The organism is Streptomyces sp. Pv4-95 (assembly GCF_045782725.1).
Taxonomy (GTDB): domain Bacteria; phylum Actinomycetota; class Actinomycetes; order Streptomycetales; family Streptomycetaceae; genus Streptomyces.
This window is the reverse complement of the sequence record NZ_CP127172.1, coordinates 299390-316576: the sequence shown is the minus strand read 5'-3', so window position 1 is coordinate 316576 and position 17187 is coordinate 299390. Positions and strand designations below refer to the sequence as shown.

At 68.7% G+C, this 17187-nt stretch carries 18 protein-coding genes; 11 read left to right on the top strand and 7 right to left on the bottom strand.

All coding sequences use genetic code 11. From position 1 onward, the window contains the following. Window positions 1–28 precede the first annotated feature (28 nt). The gene (locus tag QOM21_RS01470) at window positions 29–877 is read right to left on the bottom strand and encodes an SDR family oxidoreductase (protein WP_407547660.1); all 849 of its coding nucleotides are present in this window, start codon (window positions 875–877) and stop codon (window positions 29–31) included. Between the two features lie 102 nt (window positions 878–979). Here QOM21_RS01470 and QOM21_RS01465 point away from each other — a divergent pair, with 102 nt between their 5' ends. Beyond that, on the top strand, window positions 980–1441 hold the full coding sequence (locus tag QOM21_RS01465) for a MarR family winged helix-turn-helix transcriptional regulator (protein ID WP_407547659.1): 462 nt from the start codon (window positions 980–982) through the stop codon (window positions 1439–1441). A gap of 234 nt (window positions 1442–1675) precedes the next feature. On the opposite strand, the gene QOM21_RS01460 is transcribed toward QOM21_RS01465, so the two are convergent. Together QOM21_RS01460 and QOM21_RS01455 are read right to left on the bottom strand one after the other, a co-directional pair. Further along, entirely contained in the window at window positions 1676–2281 is a 606-nt protein-coding gene (locus QOM21_RS01460; RefSeq protein WP_407547658.1) for a lipoprotein, read from the bottom strand. 355 nt (window positions 2282–2636) lie between these two features. Further along, window positions 2637–3380, bottom strand: a complete 744-nt coding sequence (locus QOM21_RS01455) for a TioE family transcriptional regulator (protein ID WP_407547657.1) — start codon at window positions 3378–3380, stop codon at window positions 2637–2639. A gap of 58 nt (window positions 3381–3438) precedes the next feature. Between QOM21_RS01455 and QOM21_RS01450 the strand changes: the two genes are divergently transcribed. Further along, window positions 3439–4656, top strand: a complete 1218-nt coding sequence (locus tag QOM21_RS01450; RefSeq protein ID WP_407547656.1) for an erythromycin esterase family protein — start codon at window positions 3439–3441, stop codon at window positions 4654–4656. Window positions 4657–4925: 269 nt separating this feature from the next. Here QOM21_RS01450 and QOM21_RS01445 read toward each other — a convergent pair whose 3' ends face one another. Next, complete coding sequence (locus tag QOM21_RS01445) at window positions 4926–5252, bottom strand: LysR substrate-binding domain-containing protein (RefSeq protein ID WP_407547655.1); 327 nt, start codon at window positions 5250–5252, stop codon at window positions 4926–4928. Next, window positions 5177–5380 carry a hypothetical protein gene (locus tag QOM21_RS01440; protein WP_407555547.1) on the bottom strand — a complete coding sequence of 68 codons (204 nt, stop codon included), beginning with the start codon at window positions 5378–5380 and terminating at the stop codon, window positions 5177–5179. Before QOM21_RS01440 ends, QOM21_RS01445 begins: the two co-directional genes overlap by 76 nt. On the opposite strand from QOM21_RS01440, the gene QOM21_RS01435 reads away from it, so the two are divergent. The 7 genes from QOM21_RS01435 to rph all read left to right on the top strand — a co-directional run bounded on the left by QOM21_RS01435 (window position 5351) and on the right by rph (window position 12797). After that, window positions 5351–5554 carry a hypothetical protein gene (locus QOM21_RS01435; RefSeq protein WP_407556024.1) on the top strand — a complete coding sequence of 68 codons (204 nt, stop codon included), beginning with the start codon at window positions 5351–5353 and terminating at the stop codon, window positions 5552–5554. The genes QOM21_RS01440 and QOM21_RS01435 overlap by 30 nt on opposite strands. 33 nt (window positions 5555–5587) lie before the next feature. Next, entirely contained in the window at window positions 5588–6019 is a 432-nt protein-coding gene (locus QOM21_RS01430; RefSeq protein WP_407547654.1) for a RidA family protein, read from the top strand. Further along, window positions 6012–6554 (top strand): GNAT family N-acetyltransferase, encoded by a 543-nt coding sequence (locus tag QOM21_RS01425; RefSeq protein ID WP_407547653.1) that lies wholly within the window; start codon window positions 6012–6014, stop codon window positions 6552–6554. The genes QOM21_RS01430 and QOM21_RS01425 overlap by 8 nt, the downstream gene beginning before the upstream one ends. Window positions 6555–6821: 267 nt before the next feature. After that, window positions 6822–7490, top strand: coding sequence for a class I SAM-dependent methyltransferase (locus QOM21_RS01420; RefSeq protein WP_407555546.1), 669 nt, complete (start codon window positions 6822–6824; stop codon window positions 7488–7490). Between the two features lie 243 nt (window positions 7491–7733). After that, on the top strand, window positions 7734–8384 hold the full coding sequence (locus tag QOM21_RS01415) for a LysE family translocator (RefSeq protein ID WP_407547652.1): 651 nt from the start codon (window positions 7734–7736) through the stop codon (window positions 8382–8384). 166 nt (window positions 8385–8550) lie between these two features. Then, window positions 8551–9288, top strand: coding sequence for a VOC family protein (locus QOM21_RS01410; RefSeq protein WP_407547651.1), 738 nt, complete (start codon window positions 8551–8553; stop codon window positions 9286–9288). Between the two features lie 899 nt (window positions 9289–10187). After that, window positions 10188–12797 carry a rifamycin-inactivating phosphotransferase gene (rph, locus tag QOM21_RS01405; RefSeq protein ID WP_407547650.1) on the top strand — a complete coding sequence of 870 codons (2610 nt, stop codon included), beginning with the start codon at window positions 10188–10190 and terminating at the stop codon, window positions 12795–12797. A 367-nt stretch (window positions 12798–13164) separates the two neighbouring features. Here the strand turns inward: rph and QOM21_RS01400 are convergent, their stop codons facing one another. Next, on the bottom strand, window positions 13165–14169 hold the full coding sequence (locus QOM21_RS01400) for a MerR family transcriptional regulator (protein ID WP_407547649.1): 1005 nt from the start codon (window positions 14167–14169) through the stop codon (window positions 13165–13167). Between the two features lie 23 nt (window positions 14170–14192). Next, window positions 14193–14864, bottom strand: coding sequence for a HEAT repeat domain-containing protein (locus tag QOM21_RS01395; protein WP_407555545.1), 672 nt, complete (start codon window positions 14862–14864; stop codon window positions 14193–14195). A gap of 284 nt (window positions 14865–15148) precedes the next feature. On the opposite strand from QOM21_RS01395, the gene QOM21_RS01390 reads away from it, so the two are divergent. Beyond that, window positions 15149–15895: a phosphotransferase family protein gene (locus QOM21_RS01390; protein ID WP_407547648.1), complete on the top strand. Its 747-nt coding sequence runs from the start codon at window positions 15149–15151 to the stop codon at window positions 15893–15895. 88 nt (window positions 15896–15983) lie between these two features. Continuing rightward, window positions 15984–16685 (top strand): 2-phosphosulfolactate phosphatase, encoded by a 702-nt coding sequence (locus QOM21_RS01385; protein ID WP_407555544.1) that lies wholly within the window; start codon window positions 15984–15986, stop codon window positions 16683–16685. Window positions 16686–17187: the final 502 nt, after the last annotated feature.

Here is a 17187-nt window from a genome sequence, read left to right as displayed (position 1 = left end):
TTCTGGACCCCTCGCCGGGTGGGTGCGGTCAGGCGACCCAGCCGTTGGTGAGGCCCAGGACCGCGGAGCCGTCGAGGTCGGTGAGCTTGGTGCCTACGAAGCCCCGGGCCCAGTCGGTGGTCTGGAGGCGGAAGGCGGGCTCGTCCGCGGTCAGAGCCTCGATCACCGACTCGGCGGCTGACTCGGCGGTCTGCGCGCCGTCGAGGAACTGAGCGGTCATGCGGTTCAGGTAGGCGCTCAGCTGGGGTGCGTACGCCCCGGCATCGGCAACGACCGTTTCCAGATCGACGCCGGCATTGGCGACGAACTCGGTCGCCACGGCGCCGGGCTCGATCACGGAGACGGACACGCCGTGAGCCGCGGCCACGGGGGCCAGGCTCTCCATGTATCCCTCGACGGCGAACTTGGCCGCGCAGTAAGCCTCGTTGAAGGGCTGTCCGATGACGCCGCCGACGCTGGTGACGGTGATCAGACGGCCGCCGGAGGCGCGCAGGTGGGGCATGGCTGCCTTAGAAACGTTGAGCACGCCGAAGAAGTTGACCTCCATGACCTTGCGTACGTCAGCCACGGACTCGTTCTCCAGGGTGCCGAGGTGACCGGCGCCCGCGTTGTTGACGAGGGCGTCCAGGCGCCCGTAGTCCGCGAGCACGCCGTCGATGACGGACGTGATCGAAGCCTCGTCGGTGACGTCGAGCCGGCGGATGTCGAGTTCCACGCCCGCCTCGGCGGCTGCCTTGCGCAGGGCGTCGGAGCGGCCGAGGTCACGCAGCGTGGCGACCGTCGTCCAGCCGGCGCGTGCGGCGGAGACAGCGGCGGCGAGGCCGATGCCGGAGGAGGTGCCGGTGATCAGCGCGACCTTGGGGGACTGGGGAGACATGGGTGAGGCCTTTCGTAGCGCAGAGTGATGTCAGCACGTTTAAGTGCGTGTACACACACCATAGGTTTATGTGCGCGTACACGCAACCGCTAAGCTGATGACATGCCGAAGAAGAAGCTCACTCAGGCGGAGATGCCGGTGGCCGACCACGCCTTCTACGGGCTGGTCTGGGCCGGGACCGTCATGACGGACCGCGTGGACCGCGCCCTGAGCAAGGCGCACGACCTACCGGTTTCCTGGTTCGAGGTCCTGCTCTGGCTGGCGTCGAGCCCCGACCCCGTTCCGGCCTCGGTCCTGGGCAACAGCACCATGCTCAGCCGCAGCCAGGTCTCGCGCGTCGTCGACGCCCTCCAGAGCCGCGGGCTGGTCACCCGCACGCCCTCGCCCAGCGACGCCCGGTCCGTCGAGGTTTCTCTCACCCCCGAGGGCCATCAGCTCTTCGAGGCGGCCGACGCCACCCGCCGCGAGTGCCTCGCCCCCGTCTTCACCGACCTCCTCGACCAGGACGATCTGCAGGCACTCAGCACGGTGTGGACAAAGCTCAAGGCCAACAAGGACGCGTAGGGCGATTCGTTCGGATCGGGGCGGGCGCCCGCTCCTCCTTGCAATGATCCGGCGGCCACCCGGGCGTGAGGCGGCAACTGCCGGATCGGCCGCCCCCCCCCGCGCTGAAGCGCTGACAACCACAAGGCTCCAGGGCGGGCGGGAGAGTGCTCCGGAACATCGGTCTGCACTGTGGTTCACGTGCGCGGGCCGCGCCCCAAGGGAGAGTTCCGTGGACGCGGCGGCATCGCTCCGTCACTTCGCAGTAAGGCCGAGGGTCTCTTTCGCCAACTCGAACGCCGGGAGCATCGCCTTGTGTTCGTCTGCATTGAGCCCGCCGAGATGCATGACAACGCCACCGTGCTTGGTCATCACGGCAAGTGCGCGCTCGGGCCTGATCTCGCCGGCGGAAAGGTCGGTGACGGTGTACGTGGCCTCGGTGGCGGACAGGTTATGGGCCTTGACCTGGCGAAACTTGACGTTGCTCGCGAAGTTCTCGGCGGTGACGAACGCCTTCATGAGTGTGCGCGATGTGCTGCCGGGCGCGGCGGCGCCTTTCGTGCCGGACCACACGATGAGGAAGCCGGTGTGCCCGGCAGACTTGGCGTCGAGCTCGCAGGCGGGGGTGAGCGGACCCTGATGGCCGAGCGGGCCCATCTGGTCCACGGTCGCCTGCGTGATGGCTTCCGCCTTCCAGGACGTCGCGAGCGTGAAGTGCACCGGCAGTTCGCAGGCTGTGCCCTTGTCGCCGAGCATCTTCTCGGCGACCTTCTTCTCGTCGCCTCCCCAGCTGAACGAGCAGCCGTTGAGTATGCCCATCGCCACCACCACACCCACAACGGCCTGTGACACCTTGGGCATTCCGGAAATCCCCCACCTTTGAGCATGTAGTCACGAAAGTCGCCGAAGCTTATATGACAAGTGGAGTCGCCACCGTTGGCGTGGTCTCCCGGTCGCAGCTGGGCATCTACCGACTGTCGGCGCTCGGAGGTCTGACCGCCGGCTGCCTTTCGTCACTACGCGGCTCGGTCGGGCATTCCGGTGCTGCTTATGAGGATCTGCTGCTATCGGTGAAAGGGCAGCACACGGAGGGGACTTGGGGCCGGTACGCAAAATTTGCTCCGCGCGAGGGCGTCGTCGCTGCTGGGCCGCGAGGCGCAGCGAGCGGATCACTGCTGCGGGGTTGCGTCCTCTCTTCGGCTGGGCGGCCGAATCCTCATCCGCGCTGGCGGAGGTACGTCTCCAGCTCTGCGGCCCCGTTCAGCATCGCCCGCCCGCGTGAGGACAGTCGACCGTGCCAGTCGCGCAGTGCGGCCTCCAGCGGCTCAAGACCGCCGGCCGCCCGCACTTGGGCGATCAGCGGGGCGATCTGCTCCAGCAGGTAGCCGCCCCGCCTGAGCTGGTGGGCCAGTCGGGCATCCCGTACGTCGGCCTCGCCGTAGACGCGGTACCCGGTGATCGGGTCGCGGCGCGGGTGCACCAGCCCGGCGCGCTCCCATTTGCGCAGCGTCGCGGGCCGGATCCCGAGTCTGTCTGCAAGAGGCCCGATGAAGGTGTCGCCGGGCCCGGACACCACGGCCGGTACGGACTCCACACCGGGCGCGCGGGCGGGTTCCAGGTCGCCCAGGGCGCTCTCCACGGTCTGGAGGGTCCGCCGGTCGTCGAGGAGCTGGGCGTGGCTCTCGTCGATGAGACGGAACGCCTCATCGGCCGCGTTCTCGTTCACGGCCCGCAGGATCGACGTCGCCGTCTGGTGGCCGTGGCCGGGCACCAGGGCAAGGAACGCGCGCAGTGCCCCAGCGTGCAAAGAGGTGTAGGTGCGGTAGCCGTGCGGTGTGCGACCGGCGGCCGGAAGGATGCCGGCCTCCTCGTAATTCCTGACCGCCTGCGTCGACAGACCGTGCCCACGGGCCAGGTCAACCGGCCTGAGCCGATCACCGTTTTGAAGGTTTCTCCCCATACCGGCGAGAGTATCGCGTAAAAGTTTCAACCGGAGGTTCAACGATACCGTTGAAGCCATGGCTACCGACATCAAGGACACCGTCCACGCCGTCGAGGCTGCCGCGGTCATGGGACTGCTCCCGGCCCGGCCTCGGCTGCTCGCCCTGGGCGAGCCCACCCATGGCGAGGACGCTCTGCTCGACCTGCGCAACGAGCTCTTCCGTCAGCTTGTCGAGCGGGAGGGGTACCGGACGATCGCGATCGAGAGCGACTGCATGATGGGCCTGGTCGTGGACGACTACGTCACCTCGGGCACGGGCACTCTCGACGAGGTCATGGAGCAGGGAATCAGCCACGGCTGGGGCACCTCCGCGGCCAACCGCGAGCTCGTGCGCTGGATGCGCGCCCACAACGTCCGCGCCGACAACGACGGCCGGCCCGAATCCGAGCGGCTCCGCTTCGCCGGTTTCGACGGTCCGCTGGAGATAACCCACGCCGCGAGCCCACGGCAGGCCCTCACCGCACTCCACGGCTACCTCGCGGCCCGGGTGGACGCGGACCTGCTTCCCTGCACCGGGGAAACCCTCGACCGCCTGCTCGGAGTCGACGACCGGTGGACCAATCCCGCCGCGATGATGGACCCGTCCCAGTCCGTGGGGCAGTCGGCCGAGGCCGGCCGCCTTCGGCTGCTCGCCGACGACCTGGTGGCACTGCTCGACGCACAGACGCCGCACCTGCTGGCGGAGACTTCGCGGGACGACTGGGACCGAGCATGCCTGTACGGGCGTACCGCAACCGGCCTCCTGCGCTACCACCACTGGATGGCCGACACCTCGCCGGCCCGCATGGCGCGGCTGTGCGCCCTGCGAGATTTGATGATGGCCCGCAACCTCCTTGCCGTCGCCGCTCGGGGCCCGGCATTCATCCACGCCCACAACTCCCATCTCCAACGGGAGAAGAGCACGATGCAGATGTGGGAGGGGCCGGTGGAATGGTGGAGCGCCGGTGCGCTCGTGAGCGCCCAACTCGGCGAGGAGTACGCCTTCGTGGCCACGGCCCTCGGCACGATCCGGCACCAGGGAGTCGACACCCCGCCCCCGGACACGGTCGAAGGGCTCCTGTACGCGCTCCCGGAGGACCGCTGCGTCATCGACGCCCCGCGGCTGGCCACTGCCCTGGGCGGTACGCGGCCCGCGCTCCGCGTATCCCCCTGGTTCGGCTACGCCCCTCTTGACCCGGCCCACCTGGCGAACAGTGACGGCATGGTGTTCGTCAAGGACGTCCCGCAGAGCTAGGGCCCCTGTCCGGCGGACCTTGACGACAGTCGACAGGAGGCGTGCGACCAGGGGTTTCGGTCGTGCCTGCGCCAGGCGACGGAGACTCGCGTGTGGTTGTCGGTGGCCTCGGCCCTGCGGGAAGCAACGCCTTTGAGGCGGATGTGCCGGATGCCGGCCGGGGCTAGTGACACGCCCGGGCCGGTATCCACCAGGACGCAGACGGTCTGCCATTCCACTGGGCGCGGCCCGACAGTTCGAGGAAGAAGCACGAAGGGCGAATCCCTCAACTACGCAACCTTGACAATTCGTTGGGTCGCGAGCGGGTGTGCAGAGGGAGATACGGCAACGGCGGGCTCGGTGAGTACGGTCTTGAATCCGAGTTCCGCTTCGTCGGCCGGCGGCTCGCGCAGCAGGCCGATATGGATGGACTGGCCGCGGAGAGCGTCGAGTTGCAGTGAGGTGGCGGTCATCTCGTGGATGTCCAGACGTACCTTGGGCAACCGTTCCCGGAATGTGCCCAGCAGGCGGGGCAGGACGGTCAGTGCGAGGGACGCCGCGAAGTCAATCCGTAGGCGGCCGACCCGCCCCTCACCGAACCCTCGGGCCGCGGCCAAGCCGTCGGTGAGGTCGGTGAGGGCACGCTGAGCGGCGGGCAGGAGTTCCCGGCCTGCCGGTTGAGGGTGATGTGTCCCGGTGCGCGGTGGAACAGTGCATGGCCGACCTTGTTTTCCAGGCGGCGGATTTGCTGACTCAGCGGCGGCTGCGCGATGCCCAGGCGTGTGGCGGCATGGCCGAAAGTTGGGTCCCAGTGGAGTTCCTCGGCTGGCAGGACGAAGTCGGCGTGCAACTGCTGGACGGGAAGTTCAGGGCGCTGCATACGCGAAGAGATATCAGACCATGTCTGAAGTTCTGTTAGACGTATCTGAAATGGTCACTTAGCGTTCGGCAGATGACAGAGCGACGTGCAATTCTCAGCGGCTCGACGTTCGAGGAGCAGATCGGCTATGCCCGAGCCGTGGTCGACGGCGACTGGGTGCACGTGTCCGGCACGACCGGAGTCGACTACGCCACCATGACGATCTCCGACGACGTGGTGGAGCAGGCAGAGCAGTGCTTGCGCAATATCGAGGCCGCACTGAACGAGGCGAATTGCACCTTCGCCGATGTGGTGCGGGTGCGCTACCTGCTGCCCGACCGGGCCGACTTCGAGCCCTGCTGGCCGGCTCTGCGCCGCACTTTCGGCGAGGTCCAGCCGGCCGCCACGATGCTCATGTGCGGCCTCGCCGACCCCCGCATGAAGATCGAGATCGAGGTGTACGCGCGGCGGGCCGCTATTCTGCCTCGTCCTGAACACGCCAGGGAGGCCTCTCACCATGAGTAACACCAAGCCGTCCTTCCCCGAGCACATCGAGCTCACCGGGGAAGGGCTCGTCCTTCGAGACTGGACGGAGGCGGACCTGGCCGCGATGCCGGAGCTGTTCGACCACCCGGACATCGCGTACTGGACACCGATCGTCTCGCCCTTCGACGAAGCGGCCGCCCGTGCACGGTTGGACCGGGACCGGCAGCTGCGGGCGGAGGGCACCACCATCCTTCTCGCCATCACCGTCGACGGCGGCGCCCCGCTGGGCGAGGTGATGCTGAGGTGCGCCCCCGAAGGCACGGAACTCGGATACGCGGTCGGCCCGGCGCACCGCGGCCAGGGGCTGGCGGCGCGCGCAGTGCGGCTGATGGCCGCGTACGCCTTCGAGCAACTGGGCGTGGAGCAGGTGATCCTGGAGCTGGAGGCGGAGAACGCCGCCAGCGTCGCCGTGGCCACGAAGGCGGGCTTCAGCCTGCTCGAAGTGCCGTTGATCAAGGGCGAGGAGAAGGGGAGGCCCTTCGCCCTGGAGACGTGGGGCCTCAACCGCCCTTGATCCCAGCCTCGGGCACGAGGGGATGGCAGGTCGAGCCCGGCGGTACCTGGTGGGGAAGCGGTACCTGGTGGGGAAGGCGTCGCATCAGCTCCCGTCCCCGGGCTGAAGCCCGGCTCGGCGGCCAGGCAGGCGGTTGAGCCTGCCTGGATGACGCTCAGCACGACACGCCCGACAGCCCCTCGCCCCATGGACGCCATTTTGCCGGTACGGCAACAAAGGTGGCGTGATCGGGACGCGGTGGGCGACGGTGGATCCGTGACTGACAACATGACACCAGGATCAACCGCGTCCGACACCTCCTCGTCTGCCGACGGATACGTCGGAGACCCCGCCGTGCGGGCGGAGTGGGACAACCGATATGCCGACCGACAGCAGCTGTGGAGCGGCCGGCCCAACGGCGCGCTCGTGGCCGAGGTCGCCGATCTCACCCCCGGGAGGGCGCTCGACGTCGGCTGCGGCGAAGGCGCCGACGCCGTTTGGCTCGCGCGCGGCGGCTGGGACGTGACCGCGCTCGAGGTCTCGGGCGTGGCGCTGGAGCGGGCGGCGGGGCACGCGCGGGACGCCGGCCTCACCGTTGGCTGGGTACACGCCGAGCTGACGGAGGCGGTGCTCCCGCCGGCCTCGTTCGACCTGGTCTCCGCACAGTACCCAGCCCTTCTGCGCACCCCCGACGCCGCAGCCGAGCGAGCGCTGCTCGCGGCCGTCGCTCCCGGTGGCGTACTGCTGCTCGTACACCACGCGGGGATGGACACCGAGCACGCGCACGACAGCGAGTTCGACCCGGCTGACTACGTCTGGCCCTCGATGGTCGCCACTCTGTTCAACGACGACTGGGAGGTGGAGGTGGACGAGCAGCGGCCACGCGTGGCCCCCGACGGTGGCGCCGGCGCGCACCACACGGACGACGTGGTGCTGCGCGCGCGCCGACTGCGCTGAGCCCCTTCGCGCCCAACAGTCCCGGCAGGGAACGGACATGGGCAGCTCCTCCTCGCAGCCGGCGTTCTCCATGGCGCGTCTGTCTCTGTGTGAGGGTCGACCCGTGCCGCGACTTCGCCGGTCTCGATCCTGGTGACAGTTGGCGTGGCGAGGTGACAGCCGTCTCGGCTCGGCACACCGAGCCGCACATGGCCGTGGCCTGCTAGGTTGCGTCCAGGTGAACGCGTGTACGGGGGGAGTGCTGTGATCGGGCTGGGAGCAGTAGCGGGAATCGCACTGGTGGAGCTCGGCATGGTGCTGACGCCGGGGCCGAACATGATCTACCTGGTCTCCCGCTCGATCGCCCAGGGCCGCCGGGCGGGGCTGATCTCGCTGGCCGGGGTAGGCCTCGGCTTCCTGGTCTACCTCTTCGCGGTGTCCGCCGGTATCGCCACGGTCTTCGCGCTGGTGCCGGAGATCTACCTGGCGATCAAGCTGGCCGGAGCGGGTTACCTGCTCTGGCTGGCCTGGAAGGCCGTCCGCCCGGGCGGACGATCTGCGGTCGCGACCCAGGAGTTGGTGCAGGACCGGCCCCGCAAGCTCTTCCTGATGGGCTTCCTCACCTGCCTGCTCAATCCCAAGGTCGCCATCCTCTACATCTCGCTGCTGCCGCAGTTCGTCGACCCGGAGCGCGGCCATGTCGGCCTGCAGGGGCTGCTGTTGGGGCTGACCCAGATCGCGGTGGGGGTTGCGGGTAACGCGTTCTTCATCGTCACGGCCGGCTCCGTCGCCGGGTTCTTCGCCCGGCACCCGCTCTGGCAGCGCCTGCACCGCTATGTGATGGGCACCGCGCTGGCGGGCTTCGCCATCAAGATCGCCACCGAACGGACGGGCCCGATGGTCGCCGTGCGCTGACAGATGGCAGCCGACGGCTGGCACCTGGGTGCTGAGGGCACCCACCCTCACGTAACCAACTGCTGGGTGGCGGCTTGCTGGTAGACCTCCTTCCGCGGCAGAACGGGGCGGGCACGCACTTGAATTCGCACGCCCGCCCGAGGAGAGGTCACTTAAGGTGTGCGGCATGACGCTGCAACTTGTTCAGGTGAACTTCAAGGCTCGGGACGACTCGGCGCTCGGCCAGTTCTGGGCGGAGGCGCTCGACTGGGGTGTTTCCAGCGAAGGGCCCGGCGTCACCAACCTGGAACCCGTGGGCTTCGACTGGCCGGACCCGTCCGCCGTCTGCATCGATCTCGTCCGCGTCCCGGACCCGGAGACGGTGAAATACCGCGTGCACATCGAACTCGCCACCACCTCCGACGCCCATCGGACCGCGCTGGTCGCACGTCTGAAGGAGCTCGGGGCGACGCCCGCCGATGTGGGCCAGGGCGACGCGCCGTGGACGGTGATGGCCGACCCGGAGGGCAACGTGTTCAGCGTCCTGGAGCCCCGGGAGCTCTACCGGGACACCGGGCCGATAGCTGCTGTGGTCGTAAGCTGCGCCGACCCTCGGGCCATGGTCCGGTTCTGGGGCGAGGCGATCGACTGGACCGTCCACGAGCTGACCGACGACCGCGCCCTGCTGCGCTCCGTCGAGGGCGTCGGGCCGTACCTGGAGTTCCGTCGCACGCCCGACGAGGCGGTCGTGTGCAACCGCGTCCATCTCGACGTGATGTCCGACCCCGTCGAGGACCAGGCCAGGGAGGTCGCCCGGCTCGAAGGCCTCGGCGCGAAACGGGCCGACGTGGGTCAGGGGGATGTCTCCTGGGTCGTCCTGGCCGACCCGGAGGGCAACGAGTTCTGCGTCCTCGGCCGGGGCTGACGCGAAACTCCGTCCGCGCCCTCATGGCGGTGCGGGCAGTGCGTGGCGTCGGGGCCCCGGCCGGCGGGTATCAACCGATTCCCTTCGTCACTCGCCCGGGAAGCGCCTCCGGCCGGGGCAGGAACGAGACCTCGATCATCCTCATTCCTGCTGGTCAGAGGCGCTTTCGGATACCTGAGCACTTGCCGAACGCCGAGCCCGGCGAAAGCGTGAGCAAAGTGGCACGCAGGAGCAGGATCACGTCGCTGCGCCGGGACAGTAGGGCGAGTCGGGCCGCTATCTGGGCCGTCGGGAGCGTGGGCGTGGGGCCGTTCGCTTGGGTGCCGGCCGATGTGAGCCACGGCGACCGTCAAGGGTCCGCTCGGCGAGCTTGGCCCAGCACTCGTGTGGCACGACGACCTCCGGGGCGACGGTGGCGCGCTCGATGCCCGGGCCGACGCCGACGCGTACCCGTCCGCGGCGTGCCACCGCTTCGCGAGAAGGTTGTCGGTTCCATTCCATTGGGCGACAAAAGCTAAAGGCAAGGAGAGCACTCTCCTTGCCACTCTTAATTTATAGCGTGGTGGGGGGCTTGCGGCAAGGCCCCGGTCACGGCGCAGAATCATCGGCCGATGCCACTACCTGCCGAAATGAGGGCACGACGTGCGTGTGTTGTTGTCGACGTATGGGGGACGTGGTGACGTCGAACCAGTGGGGGGACCGGCGGTGGGGTTGCGACTGCTCGGCGTGAAGGTGCGGGGGTGCACGCCCGGCCGGGCGGAGCGGACGGCCGACTCGTCAGGGGGACGGCAACCAGGGATGAAGGCGTGCTCGACAAGAGGTTCGGAAGAGTGGGAGGTGCCGGTGATTCGACCGGCCACCGCAGTGGAACGGAACACGGCTGCCTCGGAGGTATCGCGATGACCGAGCAGTACGTGTTGGATCTTCAAGAGGTTGATGAGACACAGGTCGCGGTCGTTGGCGGCAAGGGCGCGCACCTGGGCGGGCTGTCGCGGATCGAGGGCATCCGCGTGCCGGACGGCTTTTGCGTGACGACGGACGCCTTCCGGCGGATCATGGCGGAAGCGCCGTCGATCGCCGATCCACTCGATCAGCTGTCGCGCCTGAACCCGGACGACCGGGAGGCGATCCGCACGCTCAGCGCGCAGATTCGCCGGACCATCGAAGGGATTGCCCTCCCGGACGATCTCGCGGCGGCGATCACCGGCGCGCTCGCCCAGCTCGGCGACCGAGCCGCCTACGCCGTCCGGTCCAGCGCGACGGCAGAGGACCTGCCGACGGCCTCCTTCGCCGGCCAGCAGGACACGTACCTGAACGTCGTGGGGCCGACCGCGATCCTCCAGCACATCAGCCGGTGCTGGGCCTCGCTGTTCACCGAGCGGGCAGTGACCTACCGCCAGCGGAACGGTATCGATCACCGCACGGTCCACATGGCCGTGGTCGTGCAGCAGATGGTCCTCCCTCATGCGGCCGGCATCCTGTTCACGGCCGACCCCGTCACGGGCAATCGGAAGGTCGCCACCGTGGACGCCGGCTTCGGCCTCGGCGAGGCCCTGGTCTCCGGCCTGGTGAACCCGGACGTCTTCAAGGTGCGAGACGGCGAAGTCGTCGCCAGGACGATCGCCGCCAAGCAGCGTGCTGTTCACGCCCTGCCGGCCGGCGGTACGCAGGAAGTGGCGATCGACTCGCAGCGGCAGGAGCAGCCGGCTCTGACGGATGCGCAGGTCGTGCAGCTCGTGCGGCTGGGTCGGCAGATCGAAGCACACTTCGGCCGCCCGCAGGACATCGAATGGTGCCTGTCCGATGACGGCTTCCGGATCGTTCAGAGCCGGCCGATCACCACGCTCTTTCCCATCCCCGAGGCCGACGACCAGGAGAATCACGTCTATGTCTCCGTCGGTCATCAGCAGATGATGACCGATCCCATGAAGCCCCTGGGGTTCTCCATGTGGCAGCGGACGGCCATGGTGCCGATGCATGAGGCAGGCGGGCGGCTGTTCGTCGACGTCACCCGACGCCTGGGCTCGCCCGCGAGCCGCGCCGGCCTCCTGGACCTCATGGGGAAGGGGGATCCGCTGGTCAGGGATGCCCTGGAGACCGTCCTGGACCACGACGGTTTCGTCCCGTCGCTCCCGGACGCGGGTCCCGGCGGGCCGCCGGTCGGCGGCCCGCCCGCCCCGAGCGAGCCCGATCCGGGCATCGTCGCCGAGCTGATCGAGCGCAGCGAGGCATCCATCGCCGCGCTGGAGCGCGACATCCGGACGAAGACCGGACCGGCGCTCTTCGACTTCCTGCTGGAGGCCTTCGAGGAGCACAAACGAGTCCTCAGCGATCCACTGAACATTCAGGCGATCATGGCGGGGATGGAGGCCACGTGGTGGCTCAATGAGCAGCTGCTGGAGTGGCTGGGCGAGAAGAACGCGGCTGACACGCTGACGCTGTCCGCGCCGGACAACGTCACGTCGGAGATGGGACTGGCGCTGCTCGACGTCGCGGACGTGATCCGTCCGCAGTCGGAGGTGGTGGCGTTCCTGCAAGGCGTCGAGTCCGTCGAGGACGAATCGTTCCTGGACGAGCTGGCGAAGATCCCGGGCGGGACCGAAGCCCGCGACGCCATCGGGGCCTACCTCGACCGGTACGGCATGCGCTGCGTCGGCGAGATCGACATCACGAGGCCACGGTGGGGCGAGCGTCCCACCACGCTCGTGCCCGTGATCCTCGACAACGTCAGGAACTTCGAGCCGGGAGCCGCCGAGCGGCGCTTCGAACAAGGGCGGCAGAAGGCGGAGAAGAAGGAACAGGACGTGCTGTCACGCTTGCGGGCCCTGCCGGACGGGGACCGGAAAGCCGACGAGGCCAAGCGGATGATCGACCGGGTCAGAACCTTCATCGGGTACCGGGAGTACCCGAAGTACGGCATCGTCAGCCGCTACTTCGTCTACAAGCAGGCCCTGCTGGAGGAGGCCGAGCGTCTCGTGCGGGCAGGCGTGCTTCCCGAGAAGGACGACATCTTCTATCTCACGTTCCAGGAGCTCCACGATCTCGTGCGCTCGGAGCAGGTGCTGGATGACGAGCTCATCCAGCAGCGCAAGGACGCGTTCCGGGCGTACCACGCGCTCACACCGCCCCGGGTCCTCACCTCGGATGGCGAGGCCCTCACCGGGGCGTACCGGCGCGACGACGCGCCGGCCGGCGCCCTGATCGGCCTGCCGGTTTCCGCCGGGACCATCGAGGGACGGGCCCGCGTCGTCCTTGACATGGCGGACGCCGATCTCGAAGCGGGCGACATCCTGGTCACGGCGTTCACGGACCCCAGCTGGTCGCCGCTGTTCGTCGGAATCGCGGGACTGGTGACGGAGGTGGGCGGCCTGATGACCCATGGCGCGGTGATCGCCCGGGAGTACGGCCTGCCGGCCGTTGTGGGTGTGGAGCAGGCCACCCGCCTGATCCGGGACGGCCAGCGGATCCGCGTGCACGGAACGGACGGGTACATCGAGATCCTGTCCTGACCGACCCCACCGAGAAGCCCCGTCCGTAGCTTCCGACGGAACAACGCCGAGCAGTTGATGACCACCTCGCGACCGCCGCCCGCAACGCGGCCCGCGCGGACGCCCGGATACGACGCGTAACGGTCTCACCTGGGAAGTGCCTCTTTTGCTGCCACGTGCCGGACCCTCAGCGGGTCCTGTCGTTGCAGCGGAGAGGCACTTTCTACGTTCTCGATCGCGCGCCGGACCGGACAGCACTCCTCGTGAAAGTCCGGTGCTTGAGCCCGAGTTGGCCCGGCTGAAGGTTGCGATTGGCTCTGAGATGACGACGTCCCGTTGCCATGGGCGCCGGCGCAGCATCCTGAAGTGGACGTGAGAGGGGGATCCGTCACCGTGCGTCGCGTAGTTGAAGGAGGTACCTCGCAGTCAGCGCAACGGCACGGTCCCCGTCCTGGGACAGCTCCACGAGTGCGCGTGACGCCGTCGTCCCCGGGATGTCAGCCAGCGCCTGCGTCAGCCGCCCGCGTCCAGGGGCATTGGTGGTGTCGTGGGCGAGGCGGTCGACGAGCCTGGTCGCGATCTGATCCGCAGTCGCGGTGTCGCTCGCCAGCACGCTCAGTGCATCGGCTGCATCGGTGTCGTTCCTTCCGTCCACGATCATGTCGATGAGCATCGGGACCGCATCGGCCACCCCACGTGTCCCGAGCGCCAAAGCCGCATACCCGCGGACGACGACGTCGGGGTTCGCGAGGGCATCCCGCAGCTGCGCGGTAGCCGCACCACCGGGCATCTCGGCGAGGGCCTGAACGGCACGTTCCCGCACCGCGGCCACCGGTGAGCCGAGGCCGTCCGCCAGCAGCGCCGTGACGCCGTCGCCCGACCGCGCCAGCGCCCAGCGAAGGGCACCGGCGACGTTCGGCTCCGTCTCGCTGAGGGCCGCCTCGACCAGGGCCTCCACCGGCACCGGAACCACGTCGGCCGTGGAGAGGGCAGCGCGCTGGCGCGCGTCGGGGCTGTTCGACCCCAGGGCTTGGAGGAGCGTGACGACCTGGAGGACGTCCTCCCAGCCGGCGGGGTCCGCGGCATCGATCCGGCGCAGCCGCGTGAGCAGCTCGGTCTCCGCAGCGATGCGTTCGCGCGACTGACGGATGAGGTCGTCGACGAGCGCCGAGGGCTTGAAGCCGGGGTCGTCGAGCGCGCGTCCGATCTCACGCAGCGACAGCCCGAGCGACCGCAGGCTCTCGATATGGAAGATCCGCTGGATGTCCTCCCCGGAGTACTCCCGATAGCCGGAACCCGTACGGGCCGAGGGCCGCACCAGACCGAGCGACTCGTAGTGCCGGAGCATGCGGGCACTGACCCCGGACCGCCGCGCAACCTCACCGATCAACACTTCGTATCGTCCCTCCTGACGTCCTATCGTCCCTCCTTGCCGGACTCGCCGAGAGCCACGGCGCGCTTCGCCTCCTCGATCGCGAACTCGAATCCGGCGTCCGGGTCGCGCAGCAGCCGTTGGGTGGCGAGCGCGTGCGTGCGCACGCGCGGGTCAGGCGCCGTCGTCCCGGCCAGCAGAGCCGGCACCATCACTTCGCCCAGCGCGACCAGCGCCCGGCTGAGACTCAGCTGCGTCTCCCGCCCACCGCGCCCGAGCTGCGTCACCAACACCGTGGCCAACGCGGGCTCCTCGCCTTCCGGCACGAGCACGACCGCCGTCCGCCAGGCGCTCCGCGCCACCTCGTCATCGGCGTCGGACAGGAGCGCCCGTGTGATCGCCGGCCACGCCTGCCGGTCCCCGATCTTGGACAGCGTGTGCAGCGCCTGGCTCCGTGCCTGCGCACGCTCCGAGCGGACTTCGCGGAGCAGCTCGGGGAGCGTCATGGACACCGGGTGGCGGGTGAGGGCCCAGGTCAGCATGTCGCGGACGAAAAACTCGGGCTCGATCGCGCAGCGCTCGATGAGCGGGTCGACAAAGCGCGGGTCAGGCGTCGTGCCGACCGCCAGAGCCGCCCGCAGTCTCACCGACGAACTGGCGTCCTTCAACCCTTGGATCGCGCGCATCGCATCCGTGTCCTGTGTCGTGATCGTCATTGAGACCACCTCCTTGGCACGCAGTGAATGCCTTGTCACTGTGTCAAGGTCAAACAGAACCTGCTTGTCGGGCACCTGCTGCCTGGCTGGGGAGCGCCGAGCCAGCCCTTTCGATGCTCGTGAGGCGAGGAAGTACCGAGAACTCCTGACAAAAAGTGGTGGCTTGACCTGGCCGGCCATCGGTGTCGTGCCCGAGGCCGCCGAGCAGCGGGACGTGCTCAGCCACGCGCTCGCACGCGATAACTCCGGCGACATCGATTGGCCATCTCGGGATACTGATCGCCATGGATGAGGTCAAGGTTGTCGTCGCCCATTCCGAGCGCGCGACCCTGCGCGTCGGCGATGTGTTCTTGAAGGTGGACGCCGATCAGGCGCGCATCGACGTCGAGGTCGACGCGATGGCCCTGGCGCCGGTCCCGACCCCGAAGATCCTGTGGCGCAAGCCGCCCGTGCTCGCGATCGCCGAGGTCCCGGGGACGGCGCTCGGCCGCCTCGGCGAGCCGTCGACCGCGTCCCCGGCGGCATGGGCCGCGGCCGGCGCCGCCATCCGGAAGCTGCACGACGCGCCGTTGCCGCCCCGCCCGGGCCGGGCCGGCCGGGACCTCGACGAGCTGGCGGCGGAACTCGACGGCGAGTGCGCGCAGCTGGTGGAGGACGGCTACCTGCCCGCCGACCTGGTCACCCGCAATCGCCAGATCGCCCAGGCCGCGCTCCGACCGTGGCCTCCGGCGTTCACGCACGGCGATCTGCAGATCGCTCACGTGTTCGTCGACGGCGACGAGGTCACGGGCATCATCGACTGGTCCGAGGCGGGCCGGGGCGATGCCCTGTACGACCTCGCCACCCTCACGTTAGGACACGAGGAGCACCTCGGCGACGTCATCGCCGGCTACGGCACCGCCGTCGACCTCGACGTGATCCGCGCATGGTGGTCGTTGCGAAGTCTGCTGGGGGTCCGCTGGCTGATCGAGCACGGCTTCGACCCGTCCGCGCCGGGCTGTGAGGTCGACGTGCTGAGATCTCGGATGTGAGGAGCGCGGGCCCGAATGCCCGAGAACGTCGTCGTGATGCGCACCACTCTCTGGGCGGCCAGGGGCGGGCATGCGCGATCATGACCGGATGGACGCTCGTTTCCTTGGCATCGCTGAGCTGGCCGAAGTCCCTTCCGTGGCGGTCGTGGTCGACGTCATGCGTGCCTTCACCGTGGCTGCCTGGGCCTTTGCCCAGGGGGCGGAAAAGATCGTTCTTGCCGAGTCGCTGGACGACGCGCTGGCGCTCAAGGCTCGCCACCCGGATTGGGTGGCGCTCAAGGACGGTCCGCCCGCGCCCGGGTTCGACACCGTCAACTCCCCGGGCCTGCTGCGGTCCATTGACCTGGGCGGACGGACCGTGGTGCAGAAGACCACGGCAGGGACGGTCGGCGCCCTTGCGGTCAAGGAGGCGCCGCTGGTGCTGTGCGCCGGCTTCGTGGTGGCGGAGGCAACGGCTCGGCTCCTGCGGACGCGCAGGAGTGACAGTGTCACGTTCGTGGTCACGGGGGAGGAGGGGCAGGCCGAGGAAGATCTGGCGTGCGCTCACTACATAGCTCGGAGGGTCACCGGGGATGTGAAGGACGCAGCTGAGTTCCTCCGCCGCGCTGCCGAGTCGCGCGCCGCCGCCGAACTGGCGGAGGGCGTGCGCCAAGGAGCCCATCCTGAAGACGTCGCACTCTGTCTTGAGCTCGACCGGTTCCCGTTTGCCATGGTGGCGACCTCGGAGGACTCGCTCATGGTCCTCCGTCCGTGCGCCGTGCCTTCGCTGACCGGCGAGGCTTCGATCTGATCGCTGGTGACGTCCAACTCTCGCCATGCGAGAGCCGCGGTCTCCGGTTATGTGCCACCAATTGCACGTCCCATGACGATGGTTGGGAGTGGCGGCGCGCTCCCACGAGGAGGCGCGGGCGCCCCGTTGGGCACTCCCTCGGGGATCAACGGCAGATCCTCGCCGTCTCAGGAATCCCAGCCCCGGGCGAGAAGAAACTCAGGATCACGAGCCGCCGACGCTGGAACTCCACACGGCTCGCGCGAAGCTCAAACTCCCAGGCCACCGCCCTTGTTGAAGCCGATCTCCACATGAAGGCGCCCACGCCTTGGCAGGGCTGCATTGTTCTCATTCTGGTACCAAATCTTGGGATCTTTATAGAAAGATCACTCGATAGTGCATAAGGGTCGCGTGGTAGTGGATCGGCGGTCACACTCGAATCGGATTTCGCCGAAGCTGCCTGAGCCGCTCTGCGCCAACCGGCCGGAGTCCGGGCGGACTTGTCATGCAGGGGGGACACGCT

Excerpts from the sequence above, each read along its gene's own strand:
- QOM21_RS01460 (WP_407547658.1), bottom strand. The coding sequence starts at position 2,281 with ATGCCCAAGGTGTCACAGGCCGTTGTGGGTGTGGTGGTGGCGATGGGC.
- QOM21_RS01385 (WP_407555544.1), top strand. The coding sequence starts at position 15,984 with ATGGACGCTCGTTTCCTTGGCATCGCTGAGCTGGCCGAAGTCCCTTCC.
- QOM21_RS01425 (WP_407547653.1), top strand. The coding sequence starts at position 6,012 with ATGAGTAACACCAAGCCGTCCTTCCCCGAGCACATCGAGCTCACCGGG.
- QOM21_RS01410 (WP_407547651.1), top strand. The coding sequence starts at position 8,551 with ATGACGCTGCAACTTGTTCAGGTGAACTTCAAGGCTCGGGACGACTCG.
- QOM21_RS01470 (WP_407547660.1), bottom strand. The coding sequence starts at position 877 with ATGTCTCCCCAGTCCCCCAAGGTCGCGCTGATCACCGGCACCTCCTCC.
- QOM21_RS01450 (WP_407547656.1), top strand. The coding sequence starts at position 3,439 with ATGGCTACCGACATCAAGGACACCGTCCACGCCGTCGAGGCTGCCGCG.
- rph (WP_407547650.1), top strand. The coding sequence starts at position 10,188 with ATGACCGAGCAGTACGTGTTGGATCTTCAAGAGGTTGATGAGACACAG.
- QOM21_RS01465 (WP_407547659.1), top strand. The coding sequence starts at position 980 with ATGCCGAAGAAGAAGCTCACTCAGGCGGAGATGCCGGTGGCCGACCAC.
- QOM21_RS01435 (WP_407556024.1), top strand. The coding sequence starts at position 5,351 with ATGGCCGACCTTGTTTTCCAGGCGGCGGATTTGCTGACTCAGCGGCGG.
- QOM21_RS01420 (WP_407555546.1), top strand. The coding sequence starts at position 6,822 with ATGACACCAGGATCAACCGCGTCCGACACCTCCTCGTCTGCCGACGGA.
- QOM21_RS01395 (WP_407555545.1), bottom strand. The coding sequence starts at position 14,864 with ATGACGATCACGACACAGGACACGGATGCGATGCGCGCGATCCAAGGG.
- QOM21_RS01455 (WP_407547657.1), bottom strand. The coding sequence starts at position 3,380 with ATGGGGAGAAACCTTCAAAACGGTGATCGGCTCAGGCCGGTTGACCTG.
- QOM21_RS01390 (WP_407547648.1), top strand. The coding sequence starts at position 15,149 with ATGGATGAGGTCAAGGTTGTCGTCGCCCATTCCGAGCGCGCGACCCTG.
- QOM21_RS01430 (WP_407547654.1), top strand. The coding sequence starts at position 5,588 with ATGACAGAGCGACGTGCAATTCTCAGCGGCTCGACGTTCGAGGAGCAG.